The organism is Curtobacterium sp. MCBD17_028, from assembly GCF_003234875.1.
In the GTDB taxonomy this organism is placed as follows: domain Bacteria; phylum Actinomycetota; class Actinomycetes; order Actinomycetales; family Microbacteriaceae; genus Curtobacterium.
Genome location: NZ_QKTQ01000003.1, coordinates 148,030 through 167,920, shown reverse-complemented (window position 1 = coordinate 167,920; position 19,891 = coordinate 148,030). Strand labels below are relative to the sequence as shown.

At 70.9% G+C, this 19,891-nt stretch carries 18 protein-coding genes and 1 tRNA gene; 8 read left to right on the top strand and 11 right to left on the bottom strand.

The window, feature by feature from the left end; all coding sequences use genetic code 11:
• Positions 1-95 precede the first annotated feature (95 nt).
• Both DEI86_RS05260 and DEI86_RS05255 read left to right on the top strand, forming a co-directional pair.
• Positions 96-2,060: a cytochrome c oxidase assembly protein gene (locus tag DEI86_RS05260; RefSeq protein WP_111048983.1), complete on the top strand. Its 1,965-nt coding sequence runs from the start codon at positions 96-98 to the stop codon at positions 2,058-2,060.
• The gene (locus DEI86_RS05255; protein ID WP_111048982.1) at positions 2,057-3,352 is read left to right on the top strand and encodes an ATP-dependent RecD-like DNA helicase; all 1,296 of its coding nucleotides are present in this window, start codon (positions 2,057-2,059) and stop codon (positions 3,350-3,352) included. Before DEI86_RS05260 ends, DEI86_RS05255 begins: the two co-directional genes overlap by 4 nt.
• Positions 3,353-3,526: 174 nt before the next feature.
• Here DEI86_RS05255 and DEI86_RS05250 read toward each other — a convergent pair whose 3' ends face one another.
• The gene (locus DEI86_RS05250) at positions 3,527-3,982 is read right to left on the bottom strand and encodes a DUF4383 domain-containing protein (protein WP_111012409.1); all 456 of its coding nucleotides are present in this window, start codon (positions 3,980-3,982) and stop codon (positions 3,527-3,529) included.
• A gap of 169 nt (positions 3,983-4,151) precedes the next feature.
• On the opposite strand from DEI86_RS05250, the gene DEI86_RS05245 reads away from it, so the two are divergent.
• On the top strand, positions 4,152-5,054 hold the full coding sequence (locus DEI86_RS05245; protein ID WP_181434598.1) for a phosphatase PAP2 family protein: 903 nt from the start codon (positions 4,152-4,154) through the stop codon (positions 5,052-5,054).
• 40 nt (positions 5,055-5,094) lie between these two features.
• Here DEI86_RS05245 and DEI86_RS05240 read toward each other — a convergent pair whose 3' ends face one another.
• Positions 5,095-5,820, bottom strand: coding sequence for an SDR family oxidoreductase (locus DEI86_RS05240; protein WP_111048981.1), 726 nt, complete (start codon positions 5,818-5,820; stop codon positions 5,095-5,097).
• A 62-nt stretch (positions 5,821-5,882) separates the two neighbouring features.
• Here DEI86_RS05240 and DEI86_RS05235 point away from each other — a divergent pair, with 62 nt between their 5' ends.
• On the top strand, positions 5,883-6,674 hold the full coding sequence (locus DEI86_RS05235; protein ID WP_111048980.1) for an SDR family NAD(P)-dependent oxidoreductase: 792 nt from the start codon (positions 5,883-5,885) through the stop codon (positions 6,672-6,674).
• 58 nt (positions 6,675-6,732) lie between these two features.
• On the opposite strand, the gene DEI86_RS05230 is transcribed toward DEI86_RS05235, so the two are convergent.
• The 3 genes from DEI86_RS05230 to DEI86_RS05215 all read right to left on the bottom strand — a co-directional run bounded on the left by DEI86_RS05230 (position 6,733) and on the right by DEI86_RS05215 (position 7,867).
• The gene (locus tag DEI86_RS05230) at positions 6,733-6,942 is read right to left on the bottom strand and encodes a hypothetical protein (protein WP_111009708.1); all 210 of its coding nucleotides are present in this window, start codon (positions 6,940-6,942) and stop codon (positions 6,733-6,735) included.
• Between the two features lie 73 nt (positions 6,943-7,015).
• Positions 7,016-7,468, bottom strand: a complete 453-nt coding sequence (locus DEI86_RS05225) for a MarR family winged helix-turn-helix transcriptional regulator (protein ID WP_111048979.1) — start codon at positions 7,466-7,468, stop codon at positions 7,016-7,018.
• A 325-nt stretch (positions 7,469-7,793) separates the two neighbouring features.
• Positions 7,794-7,867: transfer RNA gene (locus DEI86_RS05215), tRNA-Gly, on the bottom strand.
• Between the two features lie 279 nt (positions 7,868-8,146).
• On the opposite strand from DEI86_RS05215, the gene DEI86_RS05210 reads away from it, so the two are divergent.
• Positions 8,147-9,199, top strand: coding sequence for a DUF6177 family protein (locus DEI86_RS05210; RefSeq protein WP_111048977.1), 1,053 nt, complete (start codon positions 8,147-8,149; stop codon positions 9,197-9,199).
• Positions 9,189-9,536: a hypothetical protein gene (locus tag DEI86_RS05205; RefSeq protein WP_146244866.1), complete on the top strand. Its 348-nt coding sequence runs from the start codon at positions 9,189-9,191 to the stop codon at positions 9,534-9,536. Before DEI86_RS05210 ends, DEI86_RS05205 begins: the two co-directional genes overlap by 11 nt.
• A 54-nt stretch (positions 9,537-9,590) precedes the next feature.
• On the opposite strand, the gene DEI86_RS05200 is transcribed toward DEI86_RS05205, so the two are convergent.
• A complete protein-coding gene (locus DEI86_RS05200; protein ID WP_111048975.1) occupies positions 9,591-11,732 on the bottom strand; it encodes a cytochrome c oxidase assembly protein in 2,142 nt (713 codons plus the stop codon).
• A 203-nt stretch (positions 11,733-11,935) separates the two neighbouring features.
• Between DEI86_RS05200 and dcd the strand changes: the two genes are divergently transcribed.
• A complete protein-coding gene (dcd, locus tag DEI86_RS05195) occupies positions 11,936-12,523 on the top strand; it encodes a dCTP deaminase (protein ID WP_111009702.1) in 588 nt (195 codons plus the stop codon).
• A 145-nt stretch (positions 12,524-12,668) separates the two neighbouring features.
• On the opposite strand, the gene DEI86_RS05190 is transcribed toward dcd, so the two are convergent.
• From DEI86_RS05190 to idi, 5 genes are all read right to left on the bottom strand, one after another.
• Positions 12,669-13,766, bottom strand: a complete 1,098-nt coding sequence (locus DEI86_RS05190; protein ID WP_111048974.1) for a sugar-binding protein — start codon at positions 13,764-13,766, stop codon at positions 12,669-12,671.
• Positions 13,767-13,899: 133 nt separating this feature from the next.
• A complete protein-coding gene (gene mmsB / locus DEI86_RS05185; protein WP_111012238.1) occupies positions 13,900-15,192 on the bottom strand; it encodes a multiple monosaccharide ABC transporter permease in 1,293 nt (430 codons plus the stop codon).
• Positions 15,189-16,712 carry a multiple monosaccharide ABC transporter ATP-binding protein gene (mmsA, locus tag DEI86_RS05180; protein ID WP_111012411.1) on the bottom strand — a complete coding sequence of 508 codons (1,524 nt, stop codon included), beginning with the start codon at positions 16,710-16,712 and terminating at the stop codon, positions 15,189-15,191. Before mmsA ends, mmsB begins: the two co-directional genes overlap by 4 nt.
• Before the next feature lie 323 nt (positions 16,713-17,035).
• Complete coding sequence (locus DEI86_RS05175; RefSeq protein WP_111009699.1) at positions 17,036-18,055, bottom strand: LacI family DNA-binding transcriptional regulator; 1,020 nt, start codon at positions 18,053-18,055, stop codon at positions 17,036-17,038.
• A gap of 194 nt (positions 18,056-18,249) precedes the next feature.
• A complete protein-coding gene (gene idi / locus DEI86_RS05170) occupies positions 18,250-18,783 on the bottom strand; it encodes an isopentenyl-diphosphate Delta-isomerase (protein ID WP_111012239.1) in 534 nt (177 codons plus the stop codon).
• A gap of 21 nt (positions 18,784-18,804) precedes the next feature.
• Here idi and DEI86_RS05165 point away from each other — a divergent pair, with 21 nt between their 5' ends.
• On the top strand, positions 18,805-19,863 hold the full coding sequence (locus DEI86_RS05165) for a polyprenyl synthetase family protein (protein ID WP_111009697.1): 1,059 nt from the start codon (positions 18,805-18,807) through the stop codon (positions 19,861-19,863).
• Positions 19,864-19,891 lie beyond the last annotated feature (28 nt).

The window sequence follows — 19,891 nt, the reverse complement described above, 5'->3', positions numbered from 1 at the left end:
CGCTGTCCCCGTCGTCGTTCCCGGCCTGTCGTGCGTCCCACGACCGCGATCCACAGTCGGTCGGGGTCGCCGGGGCATCGCCGTAGGCTGGACGGGTGACTCGTCTCGCCCGGATCGCCGCGCCCGCGGTGCTGCTCCTCGTGGCGTTCGTGTCCGTGCTCGTGGCACTCGTCATCGGTGGTGCGGCGGACGCCCCGCTCGTGTCGGATCCCGGTGCCGCCGTCCGGTTCGGTCTGCCGATCGCCAAGACCGTGGTGGACCTGGCGGCCGCCGCGACCATCGGCGGCCTCGGGCTCGCCACCGTCGCGCTGTCCCGCACGGCACCGGAGTGGAACCGAGCACTCGACGTCGCCGCCGCCTCCGCCGGCGTGTGGACGGTCGCCGCCGCGGTCACCACGTTCTTCTCGTTCCTCAGCGTCGTGGACGTCCCGGTCACGCTCGACCAGCAGTTCGGCCAGTCCCTCAGCGTGTTCCTGACCGGCACGGATCTCGGGCTGGCGTGGATCGTCACGGTCCTCGTCGCCGCCGTGGTCACGGTCCTCTGCTTCGCGGTCCGCTCCCGCGGGCTCGTGGCCCTCGTCGCCGGCGTCGCGATGGTCGGCCTGGTCCCGATGGCCGAGCAGGGGCACGCCGCGGGCACGGCCAGCCACGACGCAGCCGTCACGGCACTCGGACTGCACCTCGTCGGCGCGGCGCTCTGGGTCGGCGGGCTGCTCTCCCTGGCGCTCCTCCGCGGCGTCCTCCCCGCCGAGCGGCTGCCGCTCGTCACCGCGCGGTACTCGAGCATCGCGCTCGGGTGCTTCGTGCTCGTGGCCGCCTCGGGGTACGCCTCCGCATCGATCCGCGTCGGGAGCTGGGGGGCCTTGCTCACCCCGTACGGCGTCCTCGTGCTCGTCAAGACCGCGGCGCTCCTGGGCATCGGGGTGCTCGGCGCACTGCAGCGTCGTCGGACCGTCGTCGCGCTCGCGGCCGACCCCGCCCGACGGCGCCCCTTCTGGACGCTCGTGGTCGCCGAGCTCGCGGTGATGGGCGTCGCGTCGGGCTTCGCGGCGGCGCTCGCCCGCACTGCGCCCCCGGTCGACCAGGTCGCCCTCAGCACGACCAGCGACCCGACGCCCGCCGAACTGCTCACCGACGATCGTCTGCCCGCCGCGCCCGGTGCGTGGACGTGGCTCACCGGCGGCTCGCTCGACCTGTTCTGGGTCATGGCCGTCGTGCTGCTCGCCGCGGTGTACGCGGCCGGGATCATCCGCCTCCGGCGCCAGGGTCGGCGGTGGCCGGTGCTGCGGACCGTGTCGGCGATCGCGACGGTGCTCGTGCTGCTCGCCGCGACGAACGGCGCGCTGCACCGGTACGACCGGTTCCTCGTGTCGTCGGCGCTCGCCGAGCACGTCCTCCTCGGGCTCCTCGTGCCGGTGCTCGCCTGGGGTGCCGGTCCGGTCCTCCTGATCCGGGCCGCGGTGCACCCGCGGCAGGACGGCAGCACCGGCGTCCGCGAGTGGACCGGGATCCTCGTCGACAACGTGGTCGTCCGGTACCTCGCGCAGCCGTTCCCCGCGGCCGTGCTCCTCGGCGCGCTCTGGTGGGCGTACGTCGACACCGACGTCCTGCGGTGGGCGGCCGACGACGGCATCACCCGCACGGTGACCGACGTCGTGTTCCTCGGGGTGGGGCTCGTCGCCGTGCCGACGCTCCTGACGCCCGTGGCGGTCGGGGCTCGACGCCCGAGCACCGGCGCGGCACTGGTCCGGATCGGCAGCGGGGCGCTCGTCGCGGCGTCGATGGTGGTGCTCGGCTCGGTGCTCCGAGGCCCGCTCGGCCTGGTCCAGGCGTCCTGGTTCGGCGCGATGGGCCGGACGTGGGGCCCCGATCCCGTGGTCGACCAGGCGCGGGGCGGACTCGTGCTCGTCGTGGCCGGCATCGCCTTCCTCGTGCTCGTCGTCGTGGTGGTGCTCGTGCGGTCCCGACGCTCCTCGTCCGAGGGTGAGCCGACCGTCCGGTCCACGGGTCCGACGGCCCGGGTCGACGCCGGTGTGACGACGGCGGTGGGCCGGTCATGAGTCCCGAGCTGACGCCGGAGCAGCGGGCGGTCTTCGAGTACATCGAATCCACCCGTGACCACGTGTTCATCACCGGCCGGGCGGGCACCGGCAAGTCGACCCTCCTGCACCACCTGTCGTGGAACACCGCCAAGCAGGTGGTCATCTGCGCGCCCACCGGTGTCGCGGCGCTCAACGTCGGCGGTCAGACGATCCACTCGCTGTTCCGGCTGCCGATCGGGCTCATCGCGGACGCCGACCTCGAGCAGAACAGCGAGGTCCGCAAGCTGCTCAACACGATCGACACCGTCGTCATCGACGAGATCTCGATGGTCAACGCAGACCTGCTCGACGCCATCGACCGCTCCCTCCGCAAGGCACGCCAGCGCTCCCGCGAGCCCTTCGGCGGCGTGCAGGTCGTCATGTTCGGAGACCCCTACCAGTTGCCACCGGTGCCGGGGGACGCCGACGAGCGGGCGTACTTCGCCGACCACTATCGGTCGATGTGGTTCTTCGACGCCAAGGTGTGGCTCGAGACCGAGCTGCACATCGTCGAGCTGGCCCGCATCCACCGGCAGCGTGACGACGCGTTCGCGGCGATGCTCACGGCCGTGCGCCACGGGCGGGTCACGGCGGACGTCGCGAACGCGCTCAACACCGCGGGAGCGCGACCGGCTCCGGACGGCGTGATCACCCTCGCGACCCGGAACGACACCGTCGCGCGGATCAACAAGAGCGCGCTCGACCGACTACCCGGCCGCGTGAAGACCGCCAAGGCCGAGGTGAGCGGGGACTTCGGCGGCCGGAACCACCCCGCCGACGAGGCGCTCGAGCTGAAGCCCGGCGCACACGTCATGTTCCTGCGGAACGACGCCGACCAGCGGTGGGTGAACGGGACGATCGGCGTCGTCACGAAGATCCGCGACACCGTCTGGGTCGAGGTCGACGACGAGGAGTTCGAGGTCCAGCCGAGCGTGTGGGAGAAGGTCAAGTACTCGTACTCCGCGGCGACGAAGGAGCTCAAGAAGGACGTCGTCGGCGAGTTCCAGCAGTTCCCGCTCCGCCTCGCCTGGGCCGTCACGATCCACAAGTCGCAGGGCAAGACGTACGACCGTGCCGTCGTCGACCTCGGGAACCGGGTGTTCAGCGCGGGGCAGGCGTACGTCGCGCTGAGCCGGATCACCTCGCTCGACGGGCTCTACATGACACGGGACCTCCGGCCGCGCGACATCATCGTCGACAACGACGTGCGGCGGTTCATGTCCGAGGCGCCGCGGATCGTCGCGACCGCGTTGCCGGCGCCGCCCCGGTGAGCTCGCGCGTCCGCGGACGCGGTGGCTGGGCGACGACGCGGAGACCGGTGACGACGCGGAGACCGGGCGATGACGGGGGAGCCGGGGAGCGCCTCCCATGCGGCGCGCCACGCGGACAGGACGACGCCCCCGGGATGTCCCGGGGGCGTCGTCGGTGCCGTGGAGCGGGAGCGCTCAGGCGCCGGCGCGGTTGAGGCCGCGGATCGCCCGCAGGTTCTGCTTGTCTGCACCGATCGCGGTGAGCACGAGGATCGCGCCGACGATGACGTGGAACACGTTGTCGGTGGTGTTCGCCGCCAGGACGTTCGCGCTCGTGTTCATGAACACGAACCCGTAGACGCCGATCACGAGGACGATGACGCCGACGAGCAGGTTCATGCCCCGCGCCGACGGGAGCGTCCCCATGCCGGCGATGAGGAGGGCCGCCGCGAGCGCCGTCCAGATGAACGCCAGGGCGGGGTTCACGAGGAACGCGCCCCAGAGGTAGCCGCCTTCGTTGCCGAGGAAGTGGTGACCGCCGTTGCCCGCGAAGAAGAAGCCGAGGACGCCCCAGATGGCGAACATCGAGCCCGCCGTCATGGCGAGCGCCCGGTTCGGTGAGGACGCGAAGCTCGGCTGGACGATGGACATCTCGTTCTCCTCTCCTCGGACGTCGTGGTCGTCCTCGGGATCGTGGGTCAGTGCCGCCCAGATGCGCGCCGAGCGCGACGGTCGATGGTCGCTCTCAGCCTCCGGCGGGCGGGGAAACGGTATCGTGTCCCGCCCCGACCGGCCCAATCGGAGCGCCGCCACGATGCGGATGCCCACGCCGACGACCACCGCCCCGATCAAGAGGAGTCCCGTGACCTTCACGCCCGACCGCACCGGCGAGGTGTCACGTCGGGGACGGTGGTTCCTGCTCGCTGCCGTGGGTTTCGTGGTCGTGCCTCTCGTCTACGCGGCCGCCGTGCTGACCCCGATCGGTCAGCGCCTCGAGGACGCTGCGTTGAGCGGGGTCCGTGACACGGACCTGTTCGGGTCCGACACCGCGCTCAACGTCATCTCGGTCCCGGTGATCCTGCTGCTCGTCGTCGTGATCGTCGCCGTCGGTCTGGGCCGACGGCGGCTCGGCGTGGGCATCGGAGCCGGGGTCGTGGTGCTCGCGTCCGCGGGGACGTCGACCTTGCTCAAGCGTATCGCCGCGCGCCCTGAGATCGCCGGGTCGACGACCCCGAACTCGTTCCCGTCGGGTCACGCCACGATCGCGCTCGCGGCGTCGTTCGCGGTGCTCATGGTGACCCCCCGGCGGTTCCGGCCCGTGGTGCTGCTCGTCGGCGCCGCCTACGCGGTGATCGTGGCGAACCAGACCGTCGTCTACGGCTGGCACCGCATGAGCGACATCGTCGGCGCGTGTGGGGTCGCGCTCTTCTGGCTCGGGATCGTCCGGGCGGTCGGACCGCGGGTCGACCTCGGCCTGCGGGGCGACCGCGACGCTCCGCGGGGGCCGCGCGTCCTCGTCACCGGAGCGCTCCTGGCGGCCCTCGGCATCGCCGTGCTCATCGGCGCCGTCGCCGCGGTCGTGTTCGTGGTGAGCGACGCGGCGGACGGTCCGTCCCTGCTGGTCGCGGGTCGGATGGCGGCGTCGGGGAGCGTCGTGCTCACGATGCTCGCGGTGTGGCTCGCCGACGGCATGCACCACGCCGGTGGGGGTGGTCGGCGCTGACGAGCGGTCTGGCCGGAGTGCGTGAGGCGGTCGCCGCGGTTCAGCGCTGCGAGACGGGCGAGATGACGAGCTCGTCGACGCGGAGGTGCCCGGGAGCGTCGAGGACGAACTGCACGGCTGCGGCGACGTCCTCGGGGGTGAGCATCACCGCGCGGGCGTCGGCGTCCGGCACGACCGGGCGCATCGCCAGGAAGTCCGAGTCGACGTCTCCCGGGCACAGGTGGCAGGCCCGGACGCCGTGCTCGGCCTCCTGGTCGTTCAACGTCCGGACGACGGATCCCAGGGCGGTCTTGCTCGCGCTGTAGGCCACGCCGGCCCCGGGCGAGAACTGCCATCCCGAGTACGACGACACCACGACCACGACGCCGGCCGCCCGCCGCAGCTCCGGCAGCGCGAGGTCGACCGCCGCCACCACCGCCGTGAGATTCGTGTCGACGATCTGTGTGAAGCGGGCGAGGTCCTGGTCTGCCCATCGTCGGGCTGGGTCGTTGAGACCGGCGGCGAGGACGAGACCGTCGATGCGACCCCGTCGATCGACGAGCTCGGTGTGGGCGGCGGCCAGGGCCCGCCGGTCCGTCACGTCGACCGGCAGGGCGATCGCGTCCCCACCGTCGGACCGGACCTCCGCCACCACCGCGTCCAGCGCCTCCCGGCGACGGCCGCTCACCGCGACGCGCCACCCTGCGGCCGCAGCCGTCCGCGCCGCCGCGCGCCCCATCCCGGTCCCGCCGCCCGTGATCCACAGCACCCGTGCGTCATCGCTCATCGTCCGTCCTCCTGTCGTCAGTATGCTCGGCGGCACGACGCGGACGGGTGGAGGCAGCGAGGATGCTGATCGAGTTCAACGACCAGGTGGTCGTGGTGAGCGGTGCGGGCCGGGGGATCGGACGCACCATCGCGGAGCGGTTCCTCGCCGAGGGGGCGACGGTGTTCGCGCTCGACCTGGCGTTCGGCGCGGCGGACGACGGAGATGCTCCGACGCCGGCCGACCGGTTCGTCGAGCTCGTGTGCGACGTCAGCGATCCGGCCTCGGTCCGCTCCGCGATCGCGACGATCGTCGAGCGCGCCGGACGGATCGACGTGCTCGTGAACAACGCCGGCATCAACGTCGAGGGCACCATCGACACGCTCGACCCCGACCGCTGGCGGCGGTGCTTCGATGTCAACGTGGGCGGGGTGTTCCTGATGAGCCAAGCGGTGATCCCGACCATGCGGGCGCAGCGGTCCGGACGCATCGTCAACGCGGCGTCGTTCGCGGCGATCGTGCCGAGCGTCGGGAGCGCCGCCTACGCGGCCTCGAAGGCGGCGGTCGTGCAGTTCACGCGGGTCCTGGCGGGTGAACTCGGGCCGTGGGGCGTCACGGTGAACGCCTACGCCCCGGGCATGGTGCCGACGGCGATGAACGGCTTCGCCGACATGGACGACGCGGCGCAGGCGCGACTGCTCGACACGCTGTCGCTCCGCCGCTGGGAGACCGCCGACGACGTGGCCGACGTGGTCTGCTTCCTCGCGAGTCGAGCTGCCGGGTACGTCACCGGCGCGCTCATCGACGTGAGCGGCGGCAAGTTCGCGACACAGATCCCGGCGAAGGCGTACGAGATCGCGGCGCTGCCGGACTGACGCGCTCCCCGCCCGGGCGACGGCGCTGTCCCGCTCCGCGCGGTGGGCTCGCTCCGGGTCAGGGGCAGTGCAGCGTCGACGATGCCCGCTGCCCTTCGCGGCGTTCGACACGGTGCTGTGAGAGGGGCGCGCCGCAGATCGGGCACGCGCGGTCCACCGTGCGGTCGTCGGGGCCCTCGGGACGCCCGGCACCGATCTGCGACGGCCCCATCTTCTCGATGAGCGTCGTGTTCCAGCGCGTGTACCAGCGTCCGAATCGACCCGCCATCGCTCCTCCAGTTCGTTCGTGCCCTAATGATCAGTGTACGACGCTGTTCTGCCTCCTCACCACAAGCGATGGGTCAGGAGGCGTCGTCGACGACCGACAGGAGGGCCGTCAGGTCGTCCTTCAGGGCCTCCAGACGGGCGACCGGCCACCCGAGCCGCTCGGCGACGGCGAGCGGCACCGCCCGCGCCCGCTCGCGCAGGGCGCGACCCGCGATCGTCAACGACACCTGCAGCTGGCGCTCGTCGCTCGGGCTGCGGTCGCGACGGACATATCCGGATGCTTCGAGCCGCTTGAGGAGGGGGCTGAGCGTCGCCGAGTCGAGGTGCAGCTCACGCGCGATCGCCCGGACCGACCTGGGGGAGTCCTCCCACAGCGCGAGCATCACGAGGTACTGCGGATGCGTGAGACCCATCGGCTCGAGGAGCGGCCGGTACAGCCCGATCACGGCCCGGGACGTCGCCGCGAGCGCGAAGCAGAGCTGACGGTCGAGGGCGAGCGGGTCCACGGTCTCCGGCGCAGCGGTCATGGCTCGATCCTACGTTCGTGCCCTCATGGTTCGTGCCCCGCCGCCCTCGAACTGGGGCGCGCTGCGACGTTGTCGGGCGTCCGGCCGACACCTACGCTCGGAGGAGTACCCGCTGCACCCGGACGGACCGGACCCCGCCCGTGCCCGGTCCGAGCGGTGTATCCCTCCCGGTCCCTGCTCCTGTCGACGCGCTACCCGTCCCGTCGAGCGGACGCAGTGGACCGGGACCCCGAAGGCGTCGTGTTCCACGCGTGTCGCCGCCTCCACCATGCCGGTGCCAGCGACGCGGACGCATCGCGGAACGTGCGGTCGACACGGGGTCCTGTGGAGCGAGTGACGGGAATCGAACCCGCGCTACCAGCTTGGGAAGCTGGAGTTCTACCATTGAACTACACTCGCGTCGCCCGGAGGCTCGAACCAGCTTAGCGGATGCGCGCGGCACCCGCGCGCACGAGGTGGGCGGGGCCTCCCGGTCGATCGCCGCACGTCGGCACGCGGAGCGGGGCGCCCGTTCCAGCCGGGAGGCCCGGGCCGCCTCCGGCACGTCCCTCCAGGATCCCTGGGAGCGGCCGTGCTCCACGGACACGCCGAGCGTCCGTGTGTACCGTCCACGGTGCCGAGCGATTCCCTGCGCTCGGTGCCCATCGGCCCGTGAGCAGCACTCGGGAGGCGAAGCGGATGGTCAGACACCCACTCATCGACGACGTCGTCGGGCCGGCGATCGTGGTCGAGTCGAGTGCCCCGGTGGTCTGGCTCACCGACGCCCTCGCGTCGTTGCTCGCCCGAGCCGCGACGAGCGAACGCCTCGTCGTGCTCCGGACCGAGGCCGACGCCGCGATCACACCCGCGCTCCGGCACGCCCTCGGTGCCCACGGTGCGGCATGGGCCGTCACCGACCGCGACGGCTCCCTGCGCGACGGCCGCACCGGGGTCCGTGCGACCTCCATCGACGACTTCGTGCTCCGCGGCCCGGAACTGTCCGGGACACCGTCGCCCGAGCACCCGGTCGCCCCGCACGCCGTCCCGCAGGTGAGCATCGACCTGACGCTCCGACACCACCCCGACCGCGAGATCAACGTCGGCGGTGCGCTCGAGGCGCTCTGCGACGCGGCGGACAGCTGCCCGGAGCGATGGGGAACCGCCGAGCCGCTCACCGTGCCGTGGGACCGCTGGGTCGTCACCCAGTACGCCAAGCACCGCGCGCCGGACGTCAGCACCTCGTACGCGATCGGGGACGGCATGGCGGCCACCATGACCGCCCACATGACGAACGGCTTCGTGGTCGAGACGCTCTCGGCCATGGTCACCGAGCCGGACGGCGGAGTGGACGCCGTGCTCGACGCCGTCCGCGAGGTCGCGAACGACGTCGTCCCGGTGTTCGGCGTCGTCATGCGGCGCCACGGCGATCCTGACCACATGGTCCGCGCGGTGTCGTACGGCGAGCCCGAGCCCGCCGCGGTCGTCGTCGGCCCCGAGGCGACGGCGTTCCTCGACCGCAGCGGCCACTGGCCGCCTGCCGACACCCGCATCGAGACCTTCGGGTCGGACGACCACGAGGGTCTCCTCGTCCGGTTCGACTCCGGCTGGGACGCGCTCGAGGCGTTCCTCGACCGCATGGACGAGGACCGCTTCCTGACGCTCGTCGGCGGCGGTCCGCTCGAGCCCGCGCAGGCCGAGGGCGCCCTCGACGAGCACGATGCACGGACGCTCGGAGGCGCCGGTGCCCCGTGACGTCACCCTGCTCTCCCGCAAGCCCGTCGACCTGCGGGAGGTGGCGGAAGCGATCGTCGCGCACGCGGACGGTTGGGGCGTGCGCGCCCTCGACCACGGCTCCGTGCTCCAGGTCTGCCGTGACGCCGATCACCCCGTGATCAGCATCCTCGGTGTGCACCGGGTCGACGCCGCGACCGAGGTGGAGCGCATCCTGCCCGACGCGCCCCCGCTGCCCGTACCGCTGTGGTGGGTCGACGCCGTTGCGCCCTACGGGCCGGACGGGGAGGCCGGCGTCGCCGCCGCCGAGGAGGCCGCCCGAGCGCTCGACGCGGTCTGCATCGTCCACGGGAGCTGACGACCCCCGGCCGCCGGTTCCCCCGCTCGGCGCAGCGGAAGGCGGCCGGGCGTGCTACCGCTGGTCCCCAGCGCCGGGAGCCCGACGGCCGTTCATCGCCGCGAGCCGCTCGTTGTACGCGTTGAGCTCGGCGTCGCCGTCACGGTCCGCCTGCCGGTCGAGGCGCTTGGCGGTTCGCTCGTCCGACTGGATCCAGCCCCGGACGACGAGCAGTGCGACGAGCACCATCGGGATCTCCGAGGCGCCCCAGGCGATCCCCCCGCCGGTGTGCTGGTCGGCGAGGAGCGCGGCGTCGTTCGTCTGCCCGAGCGCGTGGTACCAGTCGAGCGCGTACACGTCCGAGCTCGTCATGACCGCGACCCCGAAGAAGGCGTGGAAGGCGAGCGTGGCCAGCAGCGCGATGATCAGGATGGGGTACGGCGGACGCTTCGGCCCCGGGTCGACCCCGATGAAGACCCAGAAGAACAGGTACCCGCTCAGGATGAAGTGCACGACCATCACGACGTGCCACTCGTGGGACTGCATGGCGTACTGGAACGCGGGCGTGAAGTAGAAGACGATGAGCGAGCCCGCGAAGAGGGTCCCCGCCACGGCGGGCTGCCCGAGGAAGTGCATGTAGCGGGAGTGCACGAACAGCATGAGCCACTCACGCGAGCCCCGGCTGCCGTCGTTCCGCACGGGCAGGGTCCGCAGCGCCAGGAGCACGGGGCCGCCGAGCACGAGCGGGAGCGGCACGAACATCATGAGACCCATGTGCTGGATCATGTGGCTCGAGAAGTGGATCATCCCGTAGACCGCGGGCCCACCGCTCGTGAACCAGATGAACAGGACGCATCCGAGCAGCCACGCCACCGTCCGGTGGACGGGCCACTTGTCGCCGCGGCGGCGGAGCTTGCGGACCGCGAGCAGGTACCAGACGCCCATCGTCACCGCGACGGCGAGCCACGCCCAGTCGATCTGCCACTGGGTCAGGAACGTGTGCAGGGTCTGCGCGGGCGGGTACGGGAACCCGATCAGACCGCTCCGCGCGTCGTCGCCCACCACCGGCGTCTGCGGCACCGGCGGCTGGCTCCGCGACAGACCGACCGAGACGCCCATGGCGATCGCCATGAACACGATCTCGGCCAGGGCGAACCGCACGAACAGGCGGCGGTCGGACGGGTCCCGCAGGAGGCCCGGTACCAGTCGGCGACGCTGCACCACGCCCGCGATCCCGAGCAGGACGAGGATCGTCGCCTTGATCGTGATGAGCCAGCCGTAGGGCGTGGACACGAGGTCGCCGGGGCCGGTGATCCGGAGCGACGCGTTGATGATCCCCGAGAACGCGACGGCACCGAAGCACCAGCCCGCGAGCGTCGAGTAGCGGGCGACGACCCGGCCCGTCGCGCCCTTCGTGCCCGTGCGCAGGAGCACCACCGCGACCAGACCGCCGACCCAGACGCACACGCCGACCAGGTGGATCGCGAGCGAGTTGACCGCGTTCGCGTGCTGCAACGACCCCGCCGAGTGCCCGGAGAGCGCGAGCGGCAGCAAGGCGAACAGCGCGAAGCACGTGGCGACGGCGAGCGTCGTGACGCGGGTGGCGAACGCGGCGATCGCCGTGGCGATGAGGACCGCCGCCGCCGAGACCACGAGGGACTCGCCGATCTCGACCTGGAACGCGAACACCAGGAAGTTCCGCGCGTACACGGGGCTCGTCAACGGCACGCTGAGGGTGGTCGCGGCCGTGAGGAGCACCCCGACGACCGCGGCGAGGAACCAGACGGACCCGGACACGGCGGCCCACCGTGCGGCGCGGTGCTGGATCCGCGACATCTGCTTCGGGTCCTTGCGCTGGGCCGGCAGCGCGAACGCGGCGACGATGAGCAGCCCGACGGTGAGCGCGGCCATGCCGTCGTGCACGGCGCGGGCGATCGGCAGGCTGACGGCGACGAAGTTCCCGGCGTCGACCAGTGACCGGTCGCCCGTCAGCGCCCCCGTGAACGCCATCGACCCGACCGCACAGGCCACCGCGAGCGGCACCGCGATGGCGAGGACCGTCGCGACGGTGGACGCGCGGGCCGGAGCGGGCTCGGTGTCCGGTGCTGGGCCTCCCGGCAGTGCGCCGTCGGTGTCGGAACCAGCGCTGCGCGAGGGGTCGACGCGGTCGTCGGCAGCGGTGGGGGCGCCCTCGGCGGGGGAGGAGGTGACGGTCATGCCTGGTCTCGACGGCCTGTTCTCATCAGCGGATGCGCGGCGGGGCCGGGAGGGCCGGGGTGCGCGGACGGTCAATCGTACGTCCGCCTCCCGACACGCCCGCTGAGTCTCCACAGGCCGGGCGCTGCGGCCCCACTCAGTGCACGACGGTCGCGGGCGGAGGCGGCTGGCACCGTCGGGACCGCGCGCAATACGATCGACCCGTGCTGCTCTCCGACCGCGACATCACCGCTCAGCTCGACGCCGGACGGATCGGCCTCGACCCGTACGACCCGTCGCTCGTGCAGCCCTCGAGCATCGACGTCCGGCTCGACAAGTTCTTCCGGCTCTTCGACAACCACAAGTACCCGCACATCGACCCGTCGGTCGACCAGCCGGACCTGACGCGGCTCGTCGAGACCACCGGGGACGACCCCTTCGTCCTGCACCCGGGCGAGTTCGTGCTCGGGTCGACGTTCGAGGTCGTGACGCTGCCCGACGACATCGCGGCGCGACTCGAGGGGAAGAGCTCGCTCGGACGCCTCGGGCTGCTGACGCACTCGACCGCGGGGTTCATCGATCCCGGGTTCTCCGGGCACGTCACGCTCGAGCTGAGCAACGTCGCGACGCTGCCGATCATGCTGTGGCCGGGGATGAAGATCGGGCAGCTCTGCTTCTTCCAGCTCTCCAGCCCGGCGGAGAAGCCCTACGGCTCGGCCGAGTACCAGTCGCGGTACCAGGGGCAGCGGGGTCCGACGGCGTCCCGCTCGGCGCTCAACTTCCACCGGACGGACGTGTCGGGGGAGCGGTAGCGCGCCGGGTCCTCGCCCCCCGCCGCTCCCGCAGACGCGCGGGTCGTGCCCACCGCCGGGAGGCCCATCCCGGCCCGGAACGACGAGGACCCCGCCCGCGACTGGGTCGCGGACGGGGTCCTGTGTGCGTCGGTGACGCGGCGGGTCAGCCCTGCTTGGCGAGCTGCTCGAGCGTCGGGTTGTTCTTGTACGCCTGGACCGCGTTCTCCTTGGTCACGAGGACCGGGGTGAGCTCGATCGCGGGCACCGTCTTGACGCCGTTGTTGTTGTTGGCCTTGTCGAGGACCGTCTTGGGCTTCTTGCCCTGGCTGAGGGTCTTGACCAGGTCGACGGCCGTGTTGGCCTCGAGCGTCGTGTCCTTGTAGATCGTCGAGTACTGCGTGCCGTTCATGATGAGCGGGATCGACGCGGTCTCCGAGTCCTGGCCCGTGACGATCGGGTTCGGCATACCGGCGGCCTTGGTGGCCGTCAGGATCGCGCGGCCCAGGGTGTCGTTCGGCGACAGGACGCCGTCGAGCTTGGTGCCGCCCGAGTAGTAGTGCGTGATCAGGTTCGTCATGCGCGACTGGGCGTTCTGGGCGAGCCAGCCGTCCGTCTCGACGTTCTGGAACTTGGTCTGACCCGACACGACCTTGAGCGTGCCGTCCTTGATCTTCGGGGTGAGGACGCTCATCGCACCGTTGTAGAACACCGTCGCGTTGGCGTCGGTGGACGCACCGGCGAAGATCTCGACGTTGTACGGGCCGTTGCCCTTGCTCTTCTTCAGGCCGTCGAGCAGGGCGTGCGCCTGCAGCTGACCGACCTTGAAGTTGTTGAACGCGACGTAGTAGTCGACGTTCTTCGTGTTGAGCAGGTTGCGGTCCCAGGCGATGACGGTCGCGCCGGAGGTCTTGGCGGCCTTGACCTGCGAGCCGAGCTGCGAGCCGTCCTGCGCGCCGATGATGATCGCCTTGTCGCCCTTGGTGACCATGCCGGAGACCTGGCTCTGCTGGTCGGACACGGTGTTCGTGGCGGCGGCGTACTGGATGTCGGCCTTGAAGCCGGCGGCCACGATCGCCTTCTTGAAGGCGGCGCCCGCGAGCACCCAGTTCTGCGACGTCTTGGCGGGGAGCGCGACGCCGATGGTGTCGCCCTTCTTGATGTCCGCACCGCTCGCGCTCGAGCCACCGCGGGCCGAGCAACCGGTGAGGGCGAGACCGGCGACGAGCACGACGCTCGCACCGACCATGAACTTCTTGCGCATGTGATTGCTTTCTCTTCGTTGAGGTAGGGGAGGGACGGTGCCGACCCTCCCGGGTCGTGTCGACGGCGGAGGCCGTCGTCGGGTGCCGGCGGCGGTGGTGACCGCCGCCGGCGGGTTCAGGGGATGGATGGGGTCAGTGGGAGAGGACCTTGTCCGGCTGGTCCTGGATCGACTGCGGCTGCTGGTCCGCGATGGTCGTCTCCTGGGTCTCCTGCCGCCGGAACTGGCGCATCATGCCGCCGATGAGCGACGGACGGCCCTGCGACTTCGAGTAGACGTCGAAGGCGACGGCCACCAGGAGCACGAGACCGCGGATGATCTGCGTCATGTTGGACTCGATGCCGAGCAGCGACAGGCCGTTCGTCAGGAGGGCCATGACCAGACCACCGACGATGGAGCCGGAGACGGTACCGATACCACCGGAGACCGCGGCACCACCGACGAACACGGCGGCGATGGCGTCGAGCTCCCAGCCGGTGCCGTCGTTCGGGCCCGAGGCGTTCGAGTAGGCGGTGAACACCATGCCGGCGACGGCCGCGAGGAGCGACATGTTCGCCATGACGAAGAAGTTCACCTTGCGGGCGCTCACGCCGGACAGGACCGCGGCGTTCGCGTTGCCACCGACGGCGTAGACCTGACGACCGAAGATCGTGTTGCGGGTCACGAAGCCGTAGATGATGACCAGCACGCCGAGGATGATCGCGACGACCGGGACCGAGGTGCCGACGTTGCCGGACGCGAACAGGTAGGTCGCGAACAGGGTCACGGCCACGAGCACGCCGGTCCGGACGAACGACACCCACACCGGGGGGACCTCGGCCTGCATCTTCTTGCGACGCTGGCGACCGCGGACCTCCATGTAGATGAGCGCGAGCGCGGTCACGATGCCGAGGATCAGGGTGCCGTTGCTGAAGCCGAAGTCCGGGCCGAAGTCCGGGATGAAGCCGGCGCCGATGGTCTGGAAGTCGTTCGGCACGGGGACCGACGTCGAGTTGCCGATGATCTGGTTCGCGCCACGGAAGATCAGCTGACCGGCGAGTGTCACGATGAACGCCGGGACGCGGACGAACGCGACCCAGAAGCCCTGCCACGCGCCGACCGCCGCACCCACGGCGAGACCGAGGATGATCGCGAGCCACCACGGGAAGTGCCAGACCGCCATGGACTGCGCCACGATGATGCCGACGAACGCCGCGACCGACCCGACGGACAGGTCGATGTGACCGGCGATGATCACCATGACCATGCCGAGCGCCAGGATCAGGATGTACGAGTACTGGAGGAAGACGTTGATGATGTTCGTCGGGTCCAGCGTGAGCCCGTGGGTGAAGATCTCGAAGATGATCACGATCGCGACGAGCGCGATGATCATGCCGTACTGGCCGACGCTGTTGCCCTTGCCGAAGAGCAGTCTGAGGTTGTTCATTTCGTGAGTGCGCCCTTCCGCGCGGAGGTCATGCTTCGCATGAGGGTTTCGGGGTCCGCCTCACCGGCGGGGAGGTCGTTGGTGATCGCACCCTCGAAGATCGTGTAGATGCGGTCCGAGAGGCCGAGGAGCTCCGGGAGCTCCGAGGAGATGAGGATGATCCCCTTCCCCTCGGCCGCGAGCTGCTGGATGATCCCGTAGATCTCGAACTTCGCGCCGACGTCGATGCCGCGGGTGGGCTCGTCGAGGATGAGCAGGTCGGGGTCGGTGAACATCCACTTCGACAGGACGACCTTCTGCTGGTTCCCACCGGAGAGCTTGCCGACGCCCTCCTCGACCGTGGGTACCTTGGTGCGGAGCATCTTGCGGTACTTCTCGGCGACGTCGTACTCCTCGAGGGAGTCGACGACGCCGCCCTTCGAGATCTTCTTGAGGTCGGCCGCGACGGTCGAGCGCTTGACCGTGTCGAGCAGGTTGAGCCCGAGCGCCTTGCGGTCCTCGGACACGTAGCCGATGCCGTTGTCGATCGCCTGCTGGACGTTGTTGACCTTGATCTCGCGGCCGTCCTTGATGATCTGGCCGCTGACGAAGGTGCCGTACGAGTGGCCGAAGATGCTCATCGCCAGCTCCGTGCGGCCCGCGCCCATGAGGCCCGCGAAGCCGACGATCTCGCCGCGGCGCACGTGGAAGTTCGAGCCCTTGCAGACGAGGCGCGTGGGGTCGACCGGGTGCTGGACCGTCCAGTCGCGGACCTCGAAGAAGACGTCGCCGATCTTCGGGGTGCGGTCCGGGAACCGGCTCTCGAGCGAGCGGCCCACCATCCCGCGGATGATGCGGTCCTCGTTGACGCCGTCCGCCTGGACGTCGAGCGTCTCGATGGACTTGCCGTCACGGATGATCGTGATGCTGTCCGCGATCTGCTCGATCTCGTTGAGCTTGTGGCTGATGATGATCGAGCTGACGCCGCGGGACTTGAGGCCGACGATGAGGTCGAGCAGGTGCTGCGAGTCGTTCTCGTTCAGGGCCGCCGTCGGCTCGTCGAGGATGAGGAGTTTGACGTTCTTGTGCAGCGCCTTGGCGATCTCGACGAGCTGCTGCTTGCCGACACCGAGGTTCTTGATCTGCGTGTCCGGGTTGTCGTCGAGGCCGACGCGGGCCAGGAGCTCCTCGGCGCGGAGCTGCGCCGCGGTCCAGTCGATGACGCCGAAGCGGCTCGGCTCGCTGCCGAGGAACAGGTTCTCGGTGATCGACAGCTCCGGGATGAGCGCGAGCTCCTGGTGGATGATGACGATGCCGGCCTGCTCGGACTGCTTGATGTTCGCGAACCGGACCTCCTCGCCTTCGTAGACGATGTCGCCGGTGTAGGTCCCGTAGGGGTACACGCCGGACAGGACCTTCATCAGGGTCGACTTGCCCGCGCCGTTCTCGCCGCAGATCGCGTGGATCTCGCCGGCCCGCACGGTCAAGCTGACCTCGGAGAGGGCCTTGACGCCGGGGAACTCCTTGGTGATGGACCGCATCTCGAGGATCGTCTCGTTCGCGGTGATCGACCGGGTCTCGGTGCCGGTTTCGAACTGGCCGGAGCCGGTTCCGATCGGGTGTGACGCCACAGTGCATCTCCTTCTGCCGAGGTGTCGGCAGTCCTTCTGGTGATCGCGCCAGCGGAGGTCACAGCAGCACTGTGTCGGACTCCGTTGTCGCGTCCGGGTCGTCCGCCATGTGAACGGTCACATCGAGCGGAACGGGGGCAATATTACGCACAGGTTCCGGGCGGCTGTCAATTCCCCGGGGTCGCGGTTTGGTAACGCGGTCCGGAGGCCCCTGGAACGGGGGTCAGGGGCGGTCACGACCGGCTCCGGGGCGAGCCGGTGGAGCCGCGGACGACGAGTCGGGGCACGATGTCGACGGGCCGGAGGTCGCCCTCGACCGGGAGCAGGAGGTCGACGCAACGGCGCCCGAGCTCGGCGAAGTCGACGGACACCGTGGTGAGCGGCGGCCAGAAGTGCTGGGCTTCGGGGATGTCGTCGTAGCCCACCACGGACAGGTCGCCGGGGACGTCGAGCCCGTAGGAGCGGGCGGCGTGCATGACGCCGAGGGCCATGGCGTCGTTCGAGCAGAAGATGGCCGTGCAGTCGCGCCAGCGCAGGAGTTCGCGGCCCGCGTGGTACCCGAAGTCGGCGGTCCAGTCCCCGAGGATCGGCGGCTGCACGGGCATGTCGCGGTCGGACATCTCGCGCAGGAACCCCTGCATGCGCGCGTCCGCCTCGATCCAGTCCCGTGGGCCGGCGATGTGCCGCACGTACTGGTGCCCGAGGTCGAGCAGGTGCGCCGTGGCGAGCCGCGCCCCCGTCATCTGGTCCACCCAGAGCGCGGTCGGGTCCTCGCCGATGCTCGATCGCAGCGTGACGTACGGCGTCTGCATGCCGGACTCGGCGATCACGTCGAACACCCGCGTCTGCGGCGCGATGACGACGATGCCCTCGACGTCCTGGTCGAGGAGGTGACCGAGGCCCTGGCGGATCGACGCGTCGTCCGGCGCCGCGATGTTCGCGGTCGTCACGAAGTACCCGCGTCGGACCGCGGCGTCCTCGATCGCCTGGAGGGTCAGCGTCGGCCCGTAGTGGGAGCGCTGCGAGGTGAGGACCCCGATGGTGCGGGAGCGACTGGTGACCAGGGCGCGGGCGGCCCGGTTCGGCCGGTACTGCAGCTGCTCCATGGCGGCGACGACCTTGTCCCGGGTCGCCTCGCGGATCGCGTCGGAGTTGTTGAGGACGCGGGAGACCGTCTGGTGCGACACCCCAGCGACCCGAGCGACGTCCCGGATGCTGGGCGCACGCGACTTCTCTGTCTTCGCCGACGCCATTGCCTTCTCATTCCACCCCGATGTGCACGTTCACATCGCGAGCCACATCATTATGCACGTTCCGCTGGCGGTCGCCGCATCGAGTTCGCGCAGGCACCCGGGAGGCGGCCCAGCCGCAGAGTCCCGCAGTGGAGGGGACGCCTCCCGGGCCGCCGTCCGGACCACCCGGGGACGGGGTCCACCAGGCGTCCGCCTCAGTCGAGCGCGCGCGCCGGGAGCACCGCGAGCTGCCACCCGAGCCACGGGCTGAACGCGAACGGAGCCGCGGCGACCGCGGCCCGCAGCTCGTCCTCGGAGACCCAGATCCACTCGGCGACCTCGTCCGCCGCGGGTCGTGGCACGTCGGTCGTCGTGGCACGGAACACCGGGCAGACCTCGTTCTCGACGATGCCGGACGCGTCGACGGCGCGGTACCGGAAGTCGGGGAGGACCGGGGTCACGTCCGCCACGGTGATCCCGAGTTCGCGCGCGGCACGTCGGGCGATCGCGTCCTCGAAGGACTCGTCCGGTCCGGGATGTCCACAGAACGTGTTCGTCCACACCCCGGGCCAGGTGGCCTTCGTCAGGGCCCGGCGTGTGACCAGGATGTTCCCCTCGGGATCCGACACGTGGCACGAGAACGCCAGGTGCAGCGGCGTCGCGTCGGTGTGCACGGCGAACTTGTCGGCCACACCGATGGGCGCGCCGTCGTCGTCCAGCAGGACGACGGTTTCCGGGAAAGTGCTCATCGCGATGGATAGGTTAGGCCAATGAACGACGACGCGACCGCCGTCGCCCGGGACGGACTCACGCTCGTCGACGAGTGCCTCGAGCGGTTCTTCGCACTCGCCGCGCGTCGGGCCAGCACCTACGGCCGTGCGTCCGAGGACCTCTGGCGTGTGCTCAAGCGCGCCAGCACCGGCGGCAAGCAGTTCCGTCCGCGGATGGTGCTCACCGCCTACACCGGACTCGGCGGGCGGGACCTCCATGCGGCGGCCCACGTCGGCGCGGCATACGAGCTGCTGCACACCGCGCTCGTGGTGCACGACGACGTCATCGACCGCGACTGGTCCCGGCGGGGCGTGCCGAACGTCGCCGGCAGCTACCGGGACGAGGCCACGACGGGCGGCATCCCGACGCCGGTGGCCGAGCACCGCGGCACGAGCGCGGCCGTCATCGCGGGGGACCTGGCCCTCGCGGGCGCGCCGCGGCTCATCGAGTCGAGCGGTGTCGACGGCGAGCGCCGGACGCGACTGCTCGACCTGTTGGACGAGGCCGTGTTCGCGAGCGCCGCGGGCGAGATGACCGACGTCGACCTGTCGATCGGGGTCATGCCGAGCGTGGACGAGATCCTCGCCATGGAGCGCGCGAAGACCTCGGTGTACTCGTTCGAGGCACCGCTGCAGTCCGGCGCGGTGCTCGCGGGGGCGTCGGACGCGGTGGTCGCCGCGCTCGGGGTGTTCGGGCGCGAGATCGGGGTCGCGTACCAGGTGGTCGACGACATCCTCGGGGTCTTCGGGGACGAGGCGACGACGGGCAAGACCGCGGTGGGCGACCTGCGCGAGGGCAAGCGCACCGTGCTCGTGGCCCACGCGGCGACGACCGAGCACTGGGCCGCCATCGAGCCGTTCCTCGGGAACCGGGACCTCACCGACGATCAAGCGGAGCACCTGCGCTTCCGTCTGCTCTGCAGTGGCGCACGTGACGTCGCGCAGGAGCGGGTCGAGCGCCACGCGAGCCTCGCGACGGCAGCGCTGGCGGGTCTCCCGGACGACCTGCGGTGCCAGCTGGCGGCGATCGCGACCGAACTCGTGGACCGGGTCCGGTGACCCGGGGCGACGTGGCCGGCGCGGCTCC